The 15,383-nt window shown below is 49.0% G+C and carries 14 protein-coding genes and 1 tRNA gene; 7 read left to right on the forward strand and 8 right to left on the reverse strand.

All coding sequences use genetic code 11. The annotated features are described in order from the left end of the window. Positions 1-10: 10 nt before the first annotated feature. On the reverse strand, positions 11-1,690 hold the full coding sequence (locus tag NBZ79_RS17895; RefSeq protein ID WP_420854624.1) for an acyl-CoA dehydrogenase family protein: 1,680 nt from the start codon (positions 1,688-1,690) through the stop codon (positions 11-13). A 47-nt stretch (positions 1,691-1,737) separates the two neighbouring features. After that, positions 1,738-3,042 carry a crotonyl-CoA carboxylase/reductase gene (gene ccrA / locus NBZ79_RS17900; RefSeq protein ID WP_251934020.1) on the reverse strand — a complete coding sequence of 435 codons (1,305 nt, stop codon included), beginning with the start codon at positions 3,040-3,042 and terminating at the stop codon, positions 1,738-1,740. A gap of 247 nt (positions 3,043-3,289) precedes the next feature. Here ccrA and NBZ79_RS17905 point away from each other — a divergent pair, with 247 nt between their 5' ends. Next, on the forward strand, positions 3,290-5,302 hold the full coding sequence (locus NBZ79_RS17905; RefSeq protein WP_251934021.1) for a protein meaA: 2,013 nt from the start codon (positions 3,290-3,292) through the stop codon (positions 5,300-5,302). A 39-nt stretch (positions 5,303-5,341) separates the two neighbouring features. Here the strand turns inward: NBZ79_RS17905 and gluQRS are convergent, their stop codons facing one another. Next, positions 5,342-6,187 (reverse strand): tRNA glutamyl-Q(34) synthetase GluQRS, encoded by an 846-nt coding sequence (gluQRS, locus tag NBZ79_RS17910; RefSeq protein WP_251934022.1) that lies wholly within the window; start codon positions 6,185-6,187, stop codon positions 5,342-5,344. A 139-nt stretch (positions 6,188-6,326) separates the two neighbouring features. Between gluQRS and NBZ79_RS17915 the strand changes: the two genes are divergently transcribed. The 5 genes from NBZ79_RS17915 (at position 6,327) to NBZ79_RS17935 (ending at position 10,494) form a co-directional block, all read left to right on the forward strand. Further along, positions 6,327-7,613, forward strand: coding sequence for a S41 family peptidase (locus NBZ79_RS17915; RefSeq protein ID WP_251934023.1), 1,287 nt, complete (start codon positions 6,327-6,329; stop codon positions 7,611-7,613). Continuing rightward, positions 7,610-8,245, forward strand: a complete 636-nt coding sequence (locus NBZ79_RS17920) for a DNA-3-methyladenine glycosylase family protein (protein WP_251934024.1) — start codon at positions 7,610-7,612, stop codon at positions 8,243-8,245. Before NBZ79_RS17915 ends, NBZ79_RS17920 begins: the two co-directional genes overlap by 4 nt. Before the next feature lie 27 nt (positions 8,246-8,272). After that, entirely contained in the window at positions 8,273-8,980 is a 708-nt protein-coding gene (locus tag NBZ79_RS17925) for an alpha/beta hydrolase (protein ID WP_251934025.1), read from the forward strand. Positions 8,981-9,108: 128 nt separating this feature from the next. Beyond that, a complete protein-coding gene (locus NBZ79_RS17930) occupies positions 9,109-9,654 on the forward strand; it encodes an HNH endonuclease (protein WP_251938105.1) in 546 nt (181 codons plus the stop codon). Between the two features lie 111 nt (positions 9,655-9,765). Further along, complete coding sequence (locus tag NBZ79_RS17935) at positions 9,766-10,494, forward strand: hypothetical protein (RefSeq protein ID WP_251934026.1); 729 nt, start codon at positions 9,766-9,768, stop codon at positions 10,492-10,494. Between the two features lie 4 nt (positions 10,495-10,498). Here the strand turns inward: NBZ79_RS17935 and NBZ79_RS17940 are convergent, their stop codons facing one another. The 3 genes from NBZ79_RS17940 to NBZ79_RS17950 are packed head-to-tail and all read right to left on the reverse strand — an operon-like array spanning position 10,499 to position 12,177. After that, positions 10,499-11,065 (reverse strand): demethoxyubiquinone hydroxylase family protein, encoded by a 567-nt coding sequence (locus NBZ79_RS17940; RefSeq protein WP_251934027.1) that lies wholly within the window; start codon positions 11,063-11,065, stop codon positions 10,499-10,501. 10 nt (positions 11,066-11,075) lie between these two features. After that, a complete protein-coding gene (locus NBZ79_RS17945) occupies positions 11,076-11,537 on the reverse strand; it encodes a disulfide bond formation protein B (protein ID WP_251934028.1) in 462 nt (153 codons plus the stop codon). Between the two features lie 58 nt (positions 11,538-11,595). After that, on the reverse strand, positions 11,596-12,177 hold the full coding sequence (locus tag NBZ79_RS17950; protein WP_251934029.1) for a YqaA family protein: 582 nt from the start codon (positions 12,175-12,177) through the stop codon (positions 11,596-11,598). A 167-nt stretch (positions 12,178-12,344) separates the two neighbouring features. Here NBZ79_RS17950 and NBZ79_RS17955 point away from each other — a divergent pair. Further along, a tRNA-Leu gene (locus NBZ79_RS17955) sits at positions 12,345-12,430 on the forward strand. 179 nt (positions 12,431-12,609) lie between these two features. On the opposite strand, the gene xylA is transcribed toward NBZ79_RS17955, so the two are convergent. Then, complete coding sequence (gene xylA / locus NBZ79_RS17960) at positions 12,610-13,929, reverse strand: xylose isomerase (RefSeq protein WP_251934030.1); 1,320 nt, start codon at positions 13,927-13,929, stop codon at positions 12,610-12,612. Then, positions 13,926-15,377 carry a xylulokinase gene (gene xylB / locus NBZ79_RS17965; RefSeq protein WP_251934031.1) on the reverse strand — a complete coding sequence of 484 codons (1,452 nt, stop codon included), beginning with the start codon at positions 15,375-15,377 and terminating at the stop codon, positions 13,926-13,928. The genes xylA and xylB overlap by 4 nt, the downstream gene beginning before the upstream one ends. Positions 15,378-15,383 lie beyond the last annotated feature (6 nt).

Raw genomic sequence — 15,383 nt, forward strand, 5'->3', positions numbered from 1 at the left:
GGGCCACTTTTTAGTTCGCGCCTTCCAAAAGCCGCCGCGCAATAACCTGCGCTTGAATTTCGCCAGCCCCTTCGAAAATATTCAGGATACGAGCATCACAAAGAACCCGGCTAATTGGATATTCAAGCGCAAAACCATTCCCACCATGAATTTGCAAGGCATTGTCTGCAGCATTCCAGGCAACACGCGCGCCCAGTAATTTGGCCATACCGGCTTCCAGATCGCACCGACGTCCTTCATCTTTCGCCCGTGCCGATGCATATGTCAGCTGTCGGGCCATCATTATTTCCACAGACATCCAGGCGAGTTTGCCGGCAACCCTTGGAAATTCGATAATCGGCCGCGAAAACTGAACCCGGTCCAGCGCATATCGCAGGCCTAGCTCCATTGCATTCTGGGCAACACCCAGCGCCCGGGCTGCCGTTTGAATACGTGCACTTTCGAAAGTTTGCATCAATTGCTTAAAACCATTTCCTTCTTCTTCACCAAGAAGGTTTTCAGTCTTGATTTCGAAATTATCAAACGCCAGCTCATATTCCTTCATTCCGCGATAACCGAGTACTTCAATCTCACCGCCGGTCATGCCTTCCGCAGGAAAATCCTCGTCATCGTTCATGTGAGGTTTCTCAGCAAGGAACATGGACAGACCTTTATATCCAGGCTCATCCGGGTTGGTTCTGACAAGCATAGTCATCACGTCTGCCCGGGCGGCGTGGGTGATCCAGGTTTTATTACCTGTTACTTTATAAACATCTCCATCCCTGACGGCGCGTGTTTTTAGCGACGCGAGATCAGAACCTGTATTAGGTTCCGTAAAGACGGCTGTTGGCAGAATCTCTCCCGTCGCGATCGGGGTAAGCCATTTCGCCTTTTGAGCATCGGTGCCGCCGGTCAAGATCAGTTCCGCGGCAATTTCTGAACGCGTACCCAGGGATCCCACTCCAATATACCCGCGCGATAACTCTTCCGATACGACGCACATGGACATCTTGCCCAGACCAAGGCCGCCATGTTCCTCTGGAACTGTCAAACCGAAAACACCCAGCTCAGACATCTGCTTAACGACCGACATGGGAATCAATTCGTCATTCAAATGCCAGTCATGGGCAAAGGGCATAACTTCTTCATTGGCAAACCGACGAAACTGATCACGAATCATCGAAAAGGTTTCATCCAGCCCCTGCTCACCAAAATGGCCCGTATCCATACCTTCGGCAATCAGGACAGCAATCCGCTCTTTAACTGCCGGAGCGTAGCCATTTGACATCAATGCTACGACCTCAGCGATCTTAAACTCGTTCACAGCGTCGTCGTCCAGCCCCAAATCGAGAGGCCGGATAATCTCGCCCAGAGTCATGGGAATGCCACCTTCAATCTGACTGAGATATTCACTAAACCCTGCTTGGAGCATCAACTGCTCCAGTTCGCCGAATTTTCCTTCAGATTTCAATTCACGTGACCAGTTGAGTGTTTCGCGCAATGCCTCAACATATGTTGATAACCAAGCAAGACCATGAGTTGCATACTGATTTTCTTCAACCAGCTTCGCACTAATGCGTCCATTTTCACCGCGGGTCATCTCTGCGACAGACAATATAGCCTTTTGCTTTAGGGTTTCGGCGGCTTCAAGCCCTTGAGCACAAAGGTTTTCCAATCCATCCAGCAATACCGGAGCGGCGTCATCTAACATTTCGGTCATCGTCATTTCTTATTCTTCCTTGTTAACCAGGACTTTTTTTATGAATTGCCTGCTTCAATGGCATCTTCAACAGTCCGAAGTCCAGGATATTTTGCAGAAACAAGCACCGCCATGTTACCCGGCTTGTGCTGGTTGTTCATCATTTTGGTGTGAGCCCGCGGGATATCATCCCAAGAAAAAACTTCAGACATGCAAGGATCGATGCGCCTTTCAATGACCAGGTTGTTGGCTTGCGATGCTTGTTTAAGGTTCGCAAAGTGACTTCCTTGTATGCGTTTCTGCCGCATCCAGACAAACCGGGCATCCATGGTTAAGTTGAAACCACTGGTACCGGCACAAAAAACCACCATACCTCCGCGCTTCACAACATTACATGACACAGGGAAAGTCGCCTCTCCAGGATGTTCAAACACAAAGTCAACATCGTTACCTTTTCCAGTAATCTCCCAAATGGCTTTACCAAATTCTCTGGTTTTCTTCATATATTCGCCAAACCCGTCACCGTTAACAGTGGGAAGTTGACCCCAGCAATCAAAATCTTTTCTGTTTATGACGCCTTTCGCCCCCAGAGACATAACAAAGTCGCGCTTGCTTTCATCAGAAATAACGCCAATAGCGTTGGCGCCAGCCGCTGCACAAATCTGAATTGCCATAGAGCCCAAACCGCCGGACGCCCCCCAGATCAATACATTATGGCCGGGGCGCAGGATATGAGGACGATGGCCAAATAACATTCTATAGGCTGTTGCCAAAGTTAAGACGTAACAGGCACTCTCTTCCCATGTTAAGTGTCTTGGGCGCTGCATAAGCTGACGATCCTGAACACGTGCGAATTGCGCAAAAGATCCGTCTGGAGTTTCATAACCCCAGATCCGCTGGCTTGTGGAAAACATCGGATCACCGCCATTACACTCTTCATCATCGCCATCATCCTGATTGCAATGAACGACGACCTCATCGCCAACTTTAAAGCGGGTTACTTTATTACCGACCGCATAAACCACACCGGAGGCATCGGAACCTGCTATGTGAAATTCTTGTTTATGAACATCGAAAGGAGAAATCGGCTCCCCGAGAGCCGCCCATACGCCATTATAATTAACCCCTGCGGCCATAACCAGAACCAACACATCGTGACTATCCAATTGCGGTGTATCCACGACTTCAACCTGCATTGCAGATTCTGGTTCACCGTGGCGTTCCCTTCGGATCGCCCAGGCGTACATTTTAGGCGGAACATGTCCCAACGGAGGAATTTCACCTACTTCATAAAGATCCTTCAAGTCGCCTGTATTGGCAGCAGCAGTTTCTTCTGATTGAACAGTAGACTGGTTAGTTGACATCAAAATATCCCTCTTTTTCTTACTTCCGGCATTCAATAAGCCGCTTTATCTGTTGGCCTCATTTATACCGCAATGCATCAATTGTCTGATTTGAGACCTTTACTTTAGTCTGATTTGTGAGCAGATTACTGACCTTTGAGCAGAGTACAAGTTTTTTTTGCACTGCAGCACAATGTTATGTTATTACGCGGTATAATGCACAAACGAAAGAACTGGTCTTATTTCAGATCCGAAACGAAAGATAATTATGACTAAGAACGCAGCAAGCACCGTAAAATCAGGTATTCCCGACAAGGATCGGCCTTGGCTGTTTCGGACTTATTCAGGCCATTCGTCGGCAAAAGCTTCAAATGAGCTGTATAAGACCAACCTCGCCCGGGGGCAAACCGGGCTGTCCGTTGCATTCGATTTACCGACACAGACTGGTTATGATTCGGATCATGTTTTAGCTCGCGGAGAAGTCGGCAAAGTCGGTGTTCCCATTTGCCACCTCGGAGACATGAGGGCCCTTTTCGACGAGATTCCCCTTGAGAAAATGAATACCTCCATGACAATCAACGCCACTTCTGCATGGTTGCTGGCCTTATATGTTGCTGTCGCGGAGGAGCAAGGCGCCAGCCCAGCTGCGTTACAGGGAACAGTACAAAATGATATCATCAAAGAATATCTTTCTCGCGGTACGTATATTTTCCCTCCTGGCCCCAGCATGAAACTGATCACTGATGTGGTTAGCTACACCTATAAAGAGATGCCCAAATGGAATCCAACAAATGTGTGCTCTTATCATTTGCAAGAAGCAGGCGCGACGCCGGTTCAAGAACTCTCTTTTGCATTGGCGACGGCAATTTCCGTATTAGATGCTGTGAAAGAGAGCGGTCAAATAAGCCCTGAGGATTTTTCCTCTGCGACCGGAAGAATCAGTTTTTTCGTCAATGCCGGTATCCGGTTCATAACGGAGATGTGTAAAATGCGCGCCTTCGTCGATCTGTGGGGAGAAATTCTCCTCGAAAGATATAACGTCCAGGAAGAAAAATATCGGCGTTTCCGATACGGTGTCCAGGTCAACTCTCTTGGCCTAACAGAACCCCAACCAGAGAATAACGTCTATCGAATTCTTCTGGAAATGCTTGCAGTTGTCCTTTCAAAGAATGCCCGTGCCCGCGCAGTTCAGCTCCCGGCTTGGAATGAAGCTTTGGGCCTACCACGCCCCTGGGACCAACAATGGTCGCTTCGTTTGCAACAGATCGTGGCTTTCGAAACTGATCTGCTCGAGTATGGTGACATCTTTGAAGGTTCCGTGGAAATCGACCGTAAAGTAGAGGAATTGAAAGCCGCAGCCCGAGAAGAGCTTAAACTGATTGAAGAAATGGGGGGAGCGGTTGCAGCCGTTGAGACCGGTTACCTGAAAGAGTGCCTGGTACAATCCAATACCAATCGGGTTCAATCGGTAATTTCAGGCGATATACCGGTAGTTGGCGTCAATAAATTTACTGAATCTGCCCCGTCCCCTCTGACGCGAGAAGGAGATGGCGGCATTATGACGGTCGATCCTGCGGCGGAAGCCGCACAAATTGAGCAATTGATCGCTTGGCGTGCTGCGCGAGACGACGCGGCGGTTAAACGCGCTTTGAAGGAGCTTTCTCAAGCTGCCAAAAACAACGAAAATGTTATGCCAGCCTCCATCAAAGCCGCAAAAGCCGGAGTCACAACCGGAGAATGGTCCGAGGCACTGAGGCAATGTTACGGAGAATACAGAGCGCCAACAGGGGTGAGCAGTGCTGCTTCAAACGCGGGCCATGAAAACCTGGAGCCTGCCCGGGAAAAAGTAGCTGCGGCGGTCCGAAAGCTTGGCCATCCCTTAAAGGTTCTCGTCGGCAAGCCGGGACTCGATGGGCATTCGAATGGCGCCGAGCAAATTGCTGTCGCCGCAAGGGACAGCGGAATGGACGTTGTCTATGAAGGCATTCGTCTGACACCGGATCAAATTGTCGCCGCGGCAAAAGACGGTTCCGTCCATATGGTTGGCCTTTCGATCCTCTCCGGGTCCCATGTTCCTTTAGCGCGCGAAGTCTGTGAAAAACTTGAGGCTGCCGGTCTCGGTCATGTACCCGTTGTCGTTGGCGGAATTATCCCGCCAGATGACGCCAAGAAACTGAAATCTGCCGGTGTCACTGCTGTCTATACGCCAAAAGATTTTGATATGACAGGCATAATGATTGACATGGTAGATATCATTTTGACCGAAAAAGCCGATGCCTAAAAAATCTAGTTTGATTGATCCGAAGAGATTCGTAAAATATTAACCATATTTGACCATTTTCAGGACCTCTTCGGGTTGGTAACCATATTCTCGCAAGGACTTGATTGTTGCGTCCTTATCACGCTTGGATAACCGTCGACCTTTTCCATCGGATATCAAGCCATGGTGAAAATAAGAGGGTGTCGGCAGCCCCAAAAGCGCCTGCAAAAGCCGGTGAATATGTGTCGAGGGAAACAGGTCCTGACCCCTGACAATATGGTTAACACCTTGTATTGCATCGTCAAAAGTCACGGATAAATGGTAACTGGTTGGCGTTTCTTTACGAGCAAGAACAATGTCCCCGAAGGGCAACGGATTACACTGAATATACCCTTTATCCTGTTCCTGGAACCGGAGCGTAGCCAGGTCAATATCAGCGGTCGCTTTAACCATATTCAGACGAAGTGCATAGGGTTTTCCCAATGCAAAATTCCGTTGTCGTTCCCTGTCAGACAATCCCCGGCAGATCCCAGGATATACAAGGCCTTCAGGGCCATGTGGTGCGGCATTGCTCCGGACTATTTCCGCCTTAATTTCCTTACGGGTGCAAAAGCAGGGGTAAATTAAATCGCGATCATTCAGCCTTGAAATGAGAGCTTCATAATCCTCCATATGCTCGCTCTGCCGGCGCACCGGTTCTTCCCATTTGAATCCCAGCCAAGACAGATCTTCATAAATTCCCAGCTCAAATTCCGGCCGGCATCTTCCCGCATCAATATCTTCCATTCGTAACAGGAACAGTCCGCCGGTATCTCGTGCGGCTTGCATCGCCAGTGACGCCGAATAGACATGACCTAAATGAAGATGCCCGGTTGGACTGGGAGCAAAACGTGTGATGTATTTCATATGGTTAACAAGCTTTATTTCCGAAAAAAATACTACAAACAGCTGAAAATTTTATTTGTTTTGCTTGTCAAGCCGACATGCAGGGCAGTAGCCTTGTTAACACTTTATTAATAATAATTAATTTTTACAGGCGACACAAATGTTTAGACGAATATTGATCGCGCTAAATGTATTAATGCTGGCAACGGCCTGCGCACTCCCTATTTCCCAGAACCATGAAATTTATGGTGCGATGGAGAAATACGAAATTGCTTATCGTGAAATCGTAAAAAATGACCCTGATATTGAGACAAACCTCGAAACAATGGCTGACGTCTTAAAAACCATTGACCGGCGTTATGTTGATTCAGTTAATCCCCATTTCCTTGTAGACCAAGCCATAATCGGACTGCGTGAAGCGACTTCCCCTGATATGGAGGAACTTGATCCAACGACACGCGCCCTCAATGCCATGTTTGCTTCCCTGGACCGGTACACGGGGTATATGAGCCCCGCAAAATTCACAAATTATCGGGAGCGTCTCGCCGGACGGTTTGTCGGCCTTGGCATCCACATAAAAATGAAAGATGAGACCCTGCATGTGGTCAGCCTGTTAAAAGGATCAGGAGCAGAAGCCGCCGGCCTTCAGGACAATGACAAAATCACTCATGTAAACGGAATTTCCATTGAAGGCGTATCTCTTGGCAAAGCCCGGGCGGCCCTGAAAGGTCCTTCTGGATCAACTGTCATGCTCACCATATTGCGTAAGAGCCATGCTTCACCGCTTCAAATCAGCGTGACACGCCGTCCGATTGAGATTGCGGCCGTTGAATATCATGTCGATGGCGATATAGGCTACATACGGATTTTCTCCTTCAATGCCAAAACCGCACCAGGTGTTGCGACAGCACTCGCCTCTTTTGACGAAAAACTCGGTCCGCAGCTTTGTGGTGTCGTACTGGACATGAGAAATAACCCTGGCGGCCTTGTTTCTGCAGCCGAAGCCGTTGCAAGTTCGTTCCTTGACGGCGGCAATATATATGCCGTGAAAAACCGGGGTCGGAATATGATGGCGCGCGATGCCGACAGTGGCGATCGTGTTCGCGGCGCGCCGATTGTTGTTATGATGAATAAAAATTCCGCATCTTCTTCAGAAATCGTTGCTGGGGCCCTGCAATATCAGAATCGGGCCAAAATTTTTGGTGAAACAAGTTACGGTAAGGGTTTGATGCAAACGTTGCTCCCTCTCGATAATGGCGGTGGTATTCGCCTCACGACTGGTCGTTTTACAACCGGAGGCGGACCGACTTTTCATGGCATTGGTTTAAAGCCGGACATTCCAGATAGCAAAGCTGAGGGCGAATCAGATAATCAGCAGATTGATCGTGCCGCCCAGAGCTTGAACTGCTCCCCAACTCTGACGACCGCACATGTAATGGCTCAATGAATTCAGACAGCGATTTGACGGTTGCATTTGATTATCTGAGGAAAACAGATACTGATTTTGCAATCGCCCTGTCTGTAATTCAGCCGCTTCCTGATAGATCCAAGCCGCCAGGTTTTAAGACTCTCACTGAAATTATAATCGAACAGCAGGTATCACTGGCCAGCGCAGCCGCTATCTGGAAGCGAATGACCACTGCGATTTCGCCCTTTACACCGGAAACCCTTCTTAAATTTGACGAGACGGAACTAAGAGCACTTGGCCTCAGCCAGCAAAAGGCGAAATACTGCCGTGCACTTGCGACAGATATTCTGGAAAAACGGCTTATCCTGAATAAATTGCCAGAGTTAAGTGATCAGGACGTGATTGAACAGCTCACACAAGTCAAAGGAATAGGACGCTGGACGGCTGAAATTTATATGATGGCTTGCCTTGGGCATACCGATATCTGGCCCGCCGGTGACGTCGCCTTGCAGTCCGCTATGGGACATCTTAAAGGGCGAGATGTCAGACCCACCGTAGAACAGATGGACATGCTTGCCGAACCGCTTCGTCCTTATCGAACCATTGCCGCACGTATACTCTGGCGTTACTATGTTGATGTCGTCCAAGCTGAGAAACGAAATCGGACCTAGCTGCTTGTAACTGGAATATCCTCAACAATGTCCAACATACCTTTGATAGACGGCCCGCGTTTAAGACCGTTATCCGGAAGCCCTGCAAAAAATTTGGTTATTCTTCTTCATGGCTATGGCGCAGATGGCGACGATCTAATCGGCCTCGCGCAATATTGGCAGAGCGATTTTCCAGATACCGCCTTTGTCGCACCAAACGCCCCGGAACCATGCGAACTTTCGCCGTTCGGTCGCCAATGGTTTTCCCTTGAGAGATACGACCCCGACTTGCAAAGGCGAGATCCCGCTGCCGGGGCGGAGGTTTTCGCATCTATGATTGAAGGGGCGCAAAAGGCGCAGCGTGTCGTCGATCAGTTTATCGCCAAGGAAACAGAGGCGCACAGCCTTTCATTGTCTGAGACTATTCTAGTCGGCTTTAGTCAAGGAACTATGGTGTCCCTCTATACTGGCCTGAGAGAACAAGTTGCACCTGCCGGAATCCTCGGATACTCAGGCGCACTGGTGGGTGATAGCAAATTAAATGAAGAACTCAATTGCCGTCCTCCAATTTGCCTTATTCACGGAGAAGAAGACGAAATCGTCCCGTTTCCCGCACTTGCGCGCGCAACCAAGATGCTTACCGATCTGAACATTGACGTTACCGCACATAGCTGTCCTGGTCTTGGGCATGGAATTGACGAGCGGGGATTGAAAATCGGTCAGTCATTTGTGAAAGAGGTTTTTTCAAACATCTAGGTTTCAGTCGATATGATGTAGGGTCATATTTATTTAACACAAAATACTGTATTAGCATTTGCATTTTATACCTCTGCGGGCCACACTTATACCGATGATGGTCAAAATGGAGAGATAAAACGGTGTATATGTCAGGAGAAAAATTTCCTGCCCTCGTGCTAAATGCCGATTACCGGCCGCTTAGCTATTTCCCCTTGTCCCTGTGGTCTTGGCAGGATGCCCTGAAGTCGGTATTTCTAAAACGCGTCCATATTGTGTCGGAATATGACCGGGTGGTTCATTCACCCAGCTTCGAAATGCGACTGCCAAGTGTTATCAGCCTAAAACGGTATATTCAGCAGAGCAAGCAGCCTGCTTTTACTCGGTTTAACGTGTTTTTACGGGATGGTTTTCGCTGCCAGTATTGCGGCTCTGGTGAAGATTTAACTTTTGACCACGTGCTCCCCAGACGACTGGGAGGACAGACAAGTTGGGAAAATATCACAACGGCCTGTGCACCATGCAATATGCGCAAAGGTGGTCGGCTGGACCGTGATTCCAAAATGTTTCCGGAAATTCGGCCCTACATTCCAACCCCGCAACTTCTGAACCGGCAAGGTCAATCTTTTCCGCCAAATTACTTGCATGAAAGCTGGCGCGATTATCTATATTGGGACACGGAACTGGAAGAGTAAAATTGATATCCACATCGGTTTCGCCACTCTCTCTTGCTTTTTCACTTATCTACCGTCTATATATGATCCTACAAATGCCCTTCCCTTTTTTGTTAAAAGATGTGGTCTGCGATGAGTTATGGATTAGGCCTTTCTGAAAAGAAACAGGCTCGGCAACGCCGGAATAGATTTTTCAAGTTTGTTTTTTACCTTTTGGTGCTTGCCGGTGTCGGTCTGTATGGCTACTACGAAGGCCAGGCTGAAGGTAATCGCCAAATTGCTAATGTAGAAGATCAGGTGCTTGTTTTAACGACAGAGAATGATCGACTTAACGATCAGACCCGTGCTGCACTAGATAAGCAAAGCTCGGCACTTGCAGAAGCCCGCGTTTGGCGAGATAAATTCGAAAATGAAATCCCAAGTGGACCAACATTGGAAATTTTGGAGATGGTTCAGCAACGGCTAGCGGGCGGCTTGGAACCCGAGAGACTGAAAAGCTTGATTAGCCTAGCAGAGAATAGTCAAAATTGTGACCCAGCACCGGAAACCAAAAGATTTATTGTCAATACCCCAATTTTTAATAGCCCCGGTAATTCCGTCAGTTTGGGAAAAGGCTCCATTACCGTGACAGGAAATGGAAAGGCGACGGTCAACGCAGAAAAGAAAATCGAGGCATGGTACGACCCCACTCAACCGGTTGAGATTGTCTTTACGCAATTAGGAGGCAAAAAAGAGGTCCTAACGGGTGTTTTACCGTTACATAAAAGTGTTGTTTTTGGGGGCGATGAATACCGTTTCAGCATCCTTTCCGGCAAACAGAGCTTCGCTACAATTTCGGCCGCCCGATGTGATTTCCCCTAAGGGATCACACCCGGGAAGAGAGCCATATGGCCAATTTTGATCCGGTTTTTACAGCGGAGGTCAATAGTTCATATCCGGGAGCATCGGCAGCGCCCTCGTTTCGGGCAATATCACGATGCTCAATTTCCTCATTTCGAAATTTTTCGATGACCTCTTTTAATTCGGGTTCACTGTTACCCAGTTGTTCTAGCTGATCCTGATAATGTTCATCAATTACTTCTTCAACGGCTTCCGTACAAGCCATGGCCGCTTCTTTGCCAAGCATTGCCGTGCCCGCCCCCAAGGCGAAGCCAGCAACATGCCACAGTGGCGACAACAAAGTCGGTCGAACACGATATTCCGCTATTAGATCCTCAAATTTTTCCCGATGAACTTCTTCCTGCTCTTTCATATGGCGGATTATGTCCGATTCCGGTGCGTCTTTTAGAACAGCCAATTGCCCTTCATAAATCCGCACTGCGCCATATTCTCCGGCATGATCCACCCTAACAATTCGCTCGAGTAGCTCGCGAGGATTTAAATCTCCAGGCTGGCGCCCAAGCTTTGATTTCGGTTTTTCATCTTCTGTCATTACTGCTGCCTCATGACGTTCGCAAGGATTTGACTCCTGCAATTAAACTAAACACCGCTAAGATGCTTGCCGCTATCAGATTATATCCTGCCATTGAAATCCCGAACAGTGACCAGGCAATATCGTCGCAACGGACTACAGGTGCGGACATGATCTGCGCCTTCAACTCCTGAACCGACAGTGCCATCGACGTATCACCAACACATTCGGCGGTTCCTTCCCACCAACCTTGTTCCACGCCGACATGGAAGCCAGCGACGGCGGCGGTTGTTGCAAATGCAACTGCACAAAGTAAAAGAAACAGCCCCGGCCCTGTCTTCTTGCGGATCATCAATCCAATCAAGGCGATCAGAATGACAGCGCCGTAGGGCCAGCGCTGATATAAACACAATACGCAAGGCCAAAGATCAAACACATATTGCGCGGTAAACGCAGAGCCAAGCGCGCCCAAGGCGGCTAATAAGGCGACCATTAACGCGTTTCTGAAAAGAAAATCCAAACTAAACTCACTTCCGTATGACGATTAGACCTTACAGTATATATTTTAGAGCCAGAAAACTGCCAATCAAGAGAACAAAAAATACGACCGTAAGGAGGCCCAAATATTTTTCGATAAAATCTCGGATCGGCTCACCAAATTTCCAGAGCAGCCCTGCGACCAAAAAGAACCGAAGGGACCGGGACAATACAGATGCGATAATAAAGACAGCCAAATTCAAATGCGTCACACCACTGGCAATTGTGATGACTTTGTATGGAAAGGGTGTAAGGCCAAAGAAAGCGACAATCCATCCGCCCCATTCATTATAAGCGTCCCTAAATCGATCAAATTTATCAGCATATCCATAGAAATCGATTATAGGCGCGCCGATCCATTCAAAAAACACAGCCCCGATCAGATATCCGAATAACCCGCCAAGAACCGAAAAGATGCTGCAAATAAAGGCAATACGCCACGCTTGAGCGCGATTTGCGAGAACCATGGGGATTAACAGAACATCCGGCGGAATGGGAAAAACAGAGCTTTCAATGAAAGAAATGCCACCCAAAAACCATTTTGCACGCGGCTTCGCCGCTAAACTCATTGTAAAATCATATAACCGTCGCAACATGAAAGATGCCAAAGCCTGTTTTAAAGTTCAAACATAGATAAAACTTTCTAGCTGTTTTCGACGCTGGCAACAATCATTATCCTATTATTTATAAAGATGACATTGACGGTGATATGGTCTATTGACCCGCCGCAATACATCGCTATAGTGCGGCTGTTTCCACACGGGCCCCTGTGGCGGAATTGGTAGACGCGACAGATTCAAAATCTGTTGTCCTTAGGGCGTGCCTGTTCGAGTCAGGCCAGGGGCACCATTATTTCTTACAATTTTTTTGATTTTCCAGCCAATTGTAGGTTGCCTGTCGCCATGGTCATTGAAAACCCGAAATATTCTCGAGGCACACAGGCCGGACCCAGGACCACAATTCTTGTAGATCAGAGCGACCACAGTTTTTCTCTTGCAAAAAAGAGAGCCGCTCACCTGGAAATACCCTCAAACAAACCTGTTGACATAATTTTCCAGGATTTCCTGTCGCCCGGAACTTGGTTCGGGATTAATATCTTCTGCTATGACTTTCTCGGCAATTTGTGCCAAATCCAGATCACCGTTCAGCATTTTTTGGGCGTCGGGTGCCGTCCAGCGCTGATAACGGTCATCGAGTGCTTTTTGAAGGCCGCCGTCTTCCATCATTGCCGCAGCGGCCTTCAGGCCACGGGCACAAGTATCCATGGCACCAATATGTCCGGCGAGTAAATCATCTGGGTCAAGTGACTGACGCCGCAGTTTTGCATCGAAATTCGTACCGCCTGTGGTAAGGCCGCCGGCTTTCAATATATGGTAATACGCCATTGCAACTTCAGGAGTATTGTTCGGAAACTGGTCCGTATCCCAGCCGGATTGATAGTCATTGCGGTTCATATCCACCGAACCAAAAATACCAAGCGCCGTCGCGGTCGCCAATTCGTGCTCGAATGTATGGCCTGCGAGGATGGCATGACCCTGCTCTATATTAACCTTGACCTCCTTTTCGAGGCCATGACGTTTCAAAAACCCGTAGACCGTCGCCACATCAAAATCATATTGATGCTTGGTCGGCTCCTGCGGCTTCGGCTCAACCAGAATGGTTCCGTTGAAGCCGATCTTGTGCTTATAATCAACGACCATATTCAACATTCGGCCCATTTGCTGATCTTCCTGCGCCAGATCCGTATTGAGCAAGGTCTCGTAGCCTTCGCGGCCGCCCCAGAGTACGTAATTCTCGCCGCCAAGACGATGGGTCGCATCCATACAAGTCTTAATAGTTGCCGCAGAATAGGCAAACACATCCGGATCAGGATTTGTCGCCGCGCCGGACATAAAACGCCGGTGAGAGAAGAGATTGGCTGTACCCCAGAGGAGTTTTACGCCCGTCACCGCCATTTTCTTCTCAAATAAGTCGACAATAACGTTGAGGTTTTTGGTATTCTCCGAGAAACTATCGCCTTCAGGCCGCACATCGCCATCATGAAAACAAAAATACGGAACGCCAAGAGCGCTAAACATCTCGAATGCAACATCGGCTTTCAGGTTCGCCGCTGCCATTTCATCGCTCATTCGGTCGGGGAACCAAGGGCGATCAAAAGTCTGCCCGCCGAACGGATCGCCGCCCGGCCAAGCGAAGGAATGCCAGTAGGCGCAAGCAAAACGAAGATGATCTTCCAATCGTTTGCCAAGAACAACTTCATTGGGATCATAGTGGCGGAAAGCCAGCGGGTTTCGGCTATCCTCCCCTTCGAAGGCAATTTTTTCGGTCGAGAAAAATCCTGTGCTCACATCAGCTCCTTCAAAGCAATATAGCTTTTTGTATATTTGTAATAAGCCGTATCATAGGCCGCGTTATAATTGGGATCAGGTTCAAAGCTCCGTTCGATTATTGGCGGGACCATAACTTCAGCAGAGGGTCTGCCGCCAATGCCGAGCATCGCAAGCCGCGCCGCGCCGAGCGCCGCACCAAAATCGCCTTTGACCGGCAAGTGCAACGGAATGTTTAGGATATTGCTCAGGGTTTGCAGCCAGAAATGCGAGCTTGAGCCGCCGCCAATGGCAATCACGCTCGGCAGTTCAGTTCCCGTACTTTTCAGTGCTTCAAGGCAATCGCGCAAAGCAAATCCAACCCCTTCCATAACTGACTGACAGAGAATATCGGCGTTACTGGCTTTGGAGAGGCCTATAAAGGCACCACGCGCCACAGCATCATTATGCGGCGTTCGCTCACCTGAGAGATAGGGAAGGAAACGAACATCGGCAGGTCCTGCCACTCTGTCGGGAAGATTTTTCGCGAGATCTTGGGCTGTCTTGCCCATGGTTTCCGCGAGCCAGTTTAGACTGTCCGTCGCCGATAGTATGACGCCCATCTGATACCATTTTCCTGACACCGCATGACAGAAGGTATGGACGGCACTGGCGGGTTCCGGCGCGTAATTATCCTTGGCCGCCAACAACACACCAGATGTTCCAAGAGAGACAAAACCCTGTCCTTCTCGAAACGCTCCTATTCCACAGGCCGCGGCGGCATTGTCTCCCGCTCCGGCGACAACCGTAATATTGGCGGGCAAGGACAAGTCAGCTATTATCTCACCCCGCACCTCTCCGACAATGTCTGAGCCTTCGATCACTTTCGGCATCTGGTCAGGACGCATACCTGAACCATCAATCAAGGCTCTCGACCAATCGCGCTTGCCGACATCAAGCCAGCTGGTACCGGCCGCGTCTGACATTTCCGAAGTAAGTTCACCAGTCAGCCAATAGACCAAATAATCTTTCGGCAGCAAGACCTTGGCGACGCGGGCAAAGTTGTTGGGCTCATGTCTGGCCATCCACAGGAGCTTCGGTGCTGTGAAACCGGGAAATACGATATTGCCGGAGAGGGCGCGAAATTTCGGTTGCATATCCAGCTCCAACGCTTCTTTCGCAGCCCGTGTATCGTTCCAGAGGATACAGTGTCGGATCACCTTACCGGCTTCATCAAGGCAAACTGCACCATGCATATGCCCGGAGATGCCAATACCCCTTAATCGTTTATATTCATTCGCATAACTAGCCCGCAAAGAATCCATTACGGACTGACAGGCATTGATCCAGTCTTGCGGATCCTGCTCTGACCACCCGGTCTGCTGATGCTGAACACCGTAATTTGCCGACGCCTCGCCCACGGCATAGCCGTCATCGGAGACAAGTAGTCCCCGCAAACCGGATGTCCCAAGATCAAGACCAAGATACATGCCTGC

Origin of the sequence: Sneathiella marina (genome assembly GCF_023746535.1) — a bacterium.
GTDB classification, from domain to species: Bacteria; Pseudomonadota; Alphaproteobacteria; order Sneathiellales; family Sneathiellaceae; genus Sneathiella; species Sneathiella marina.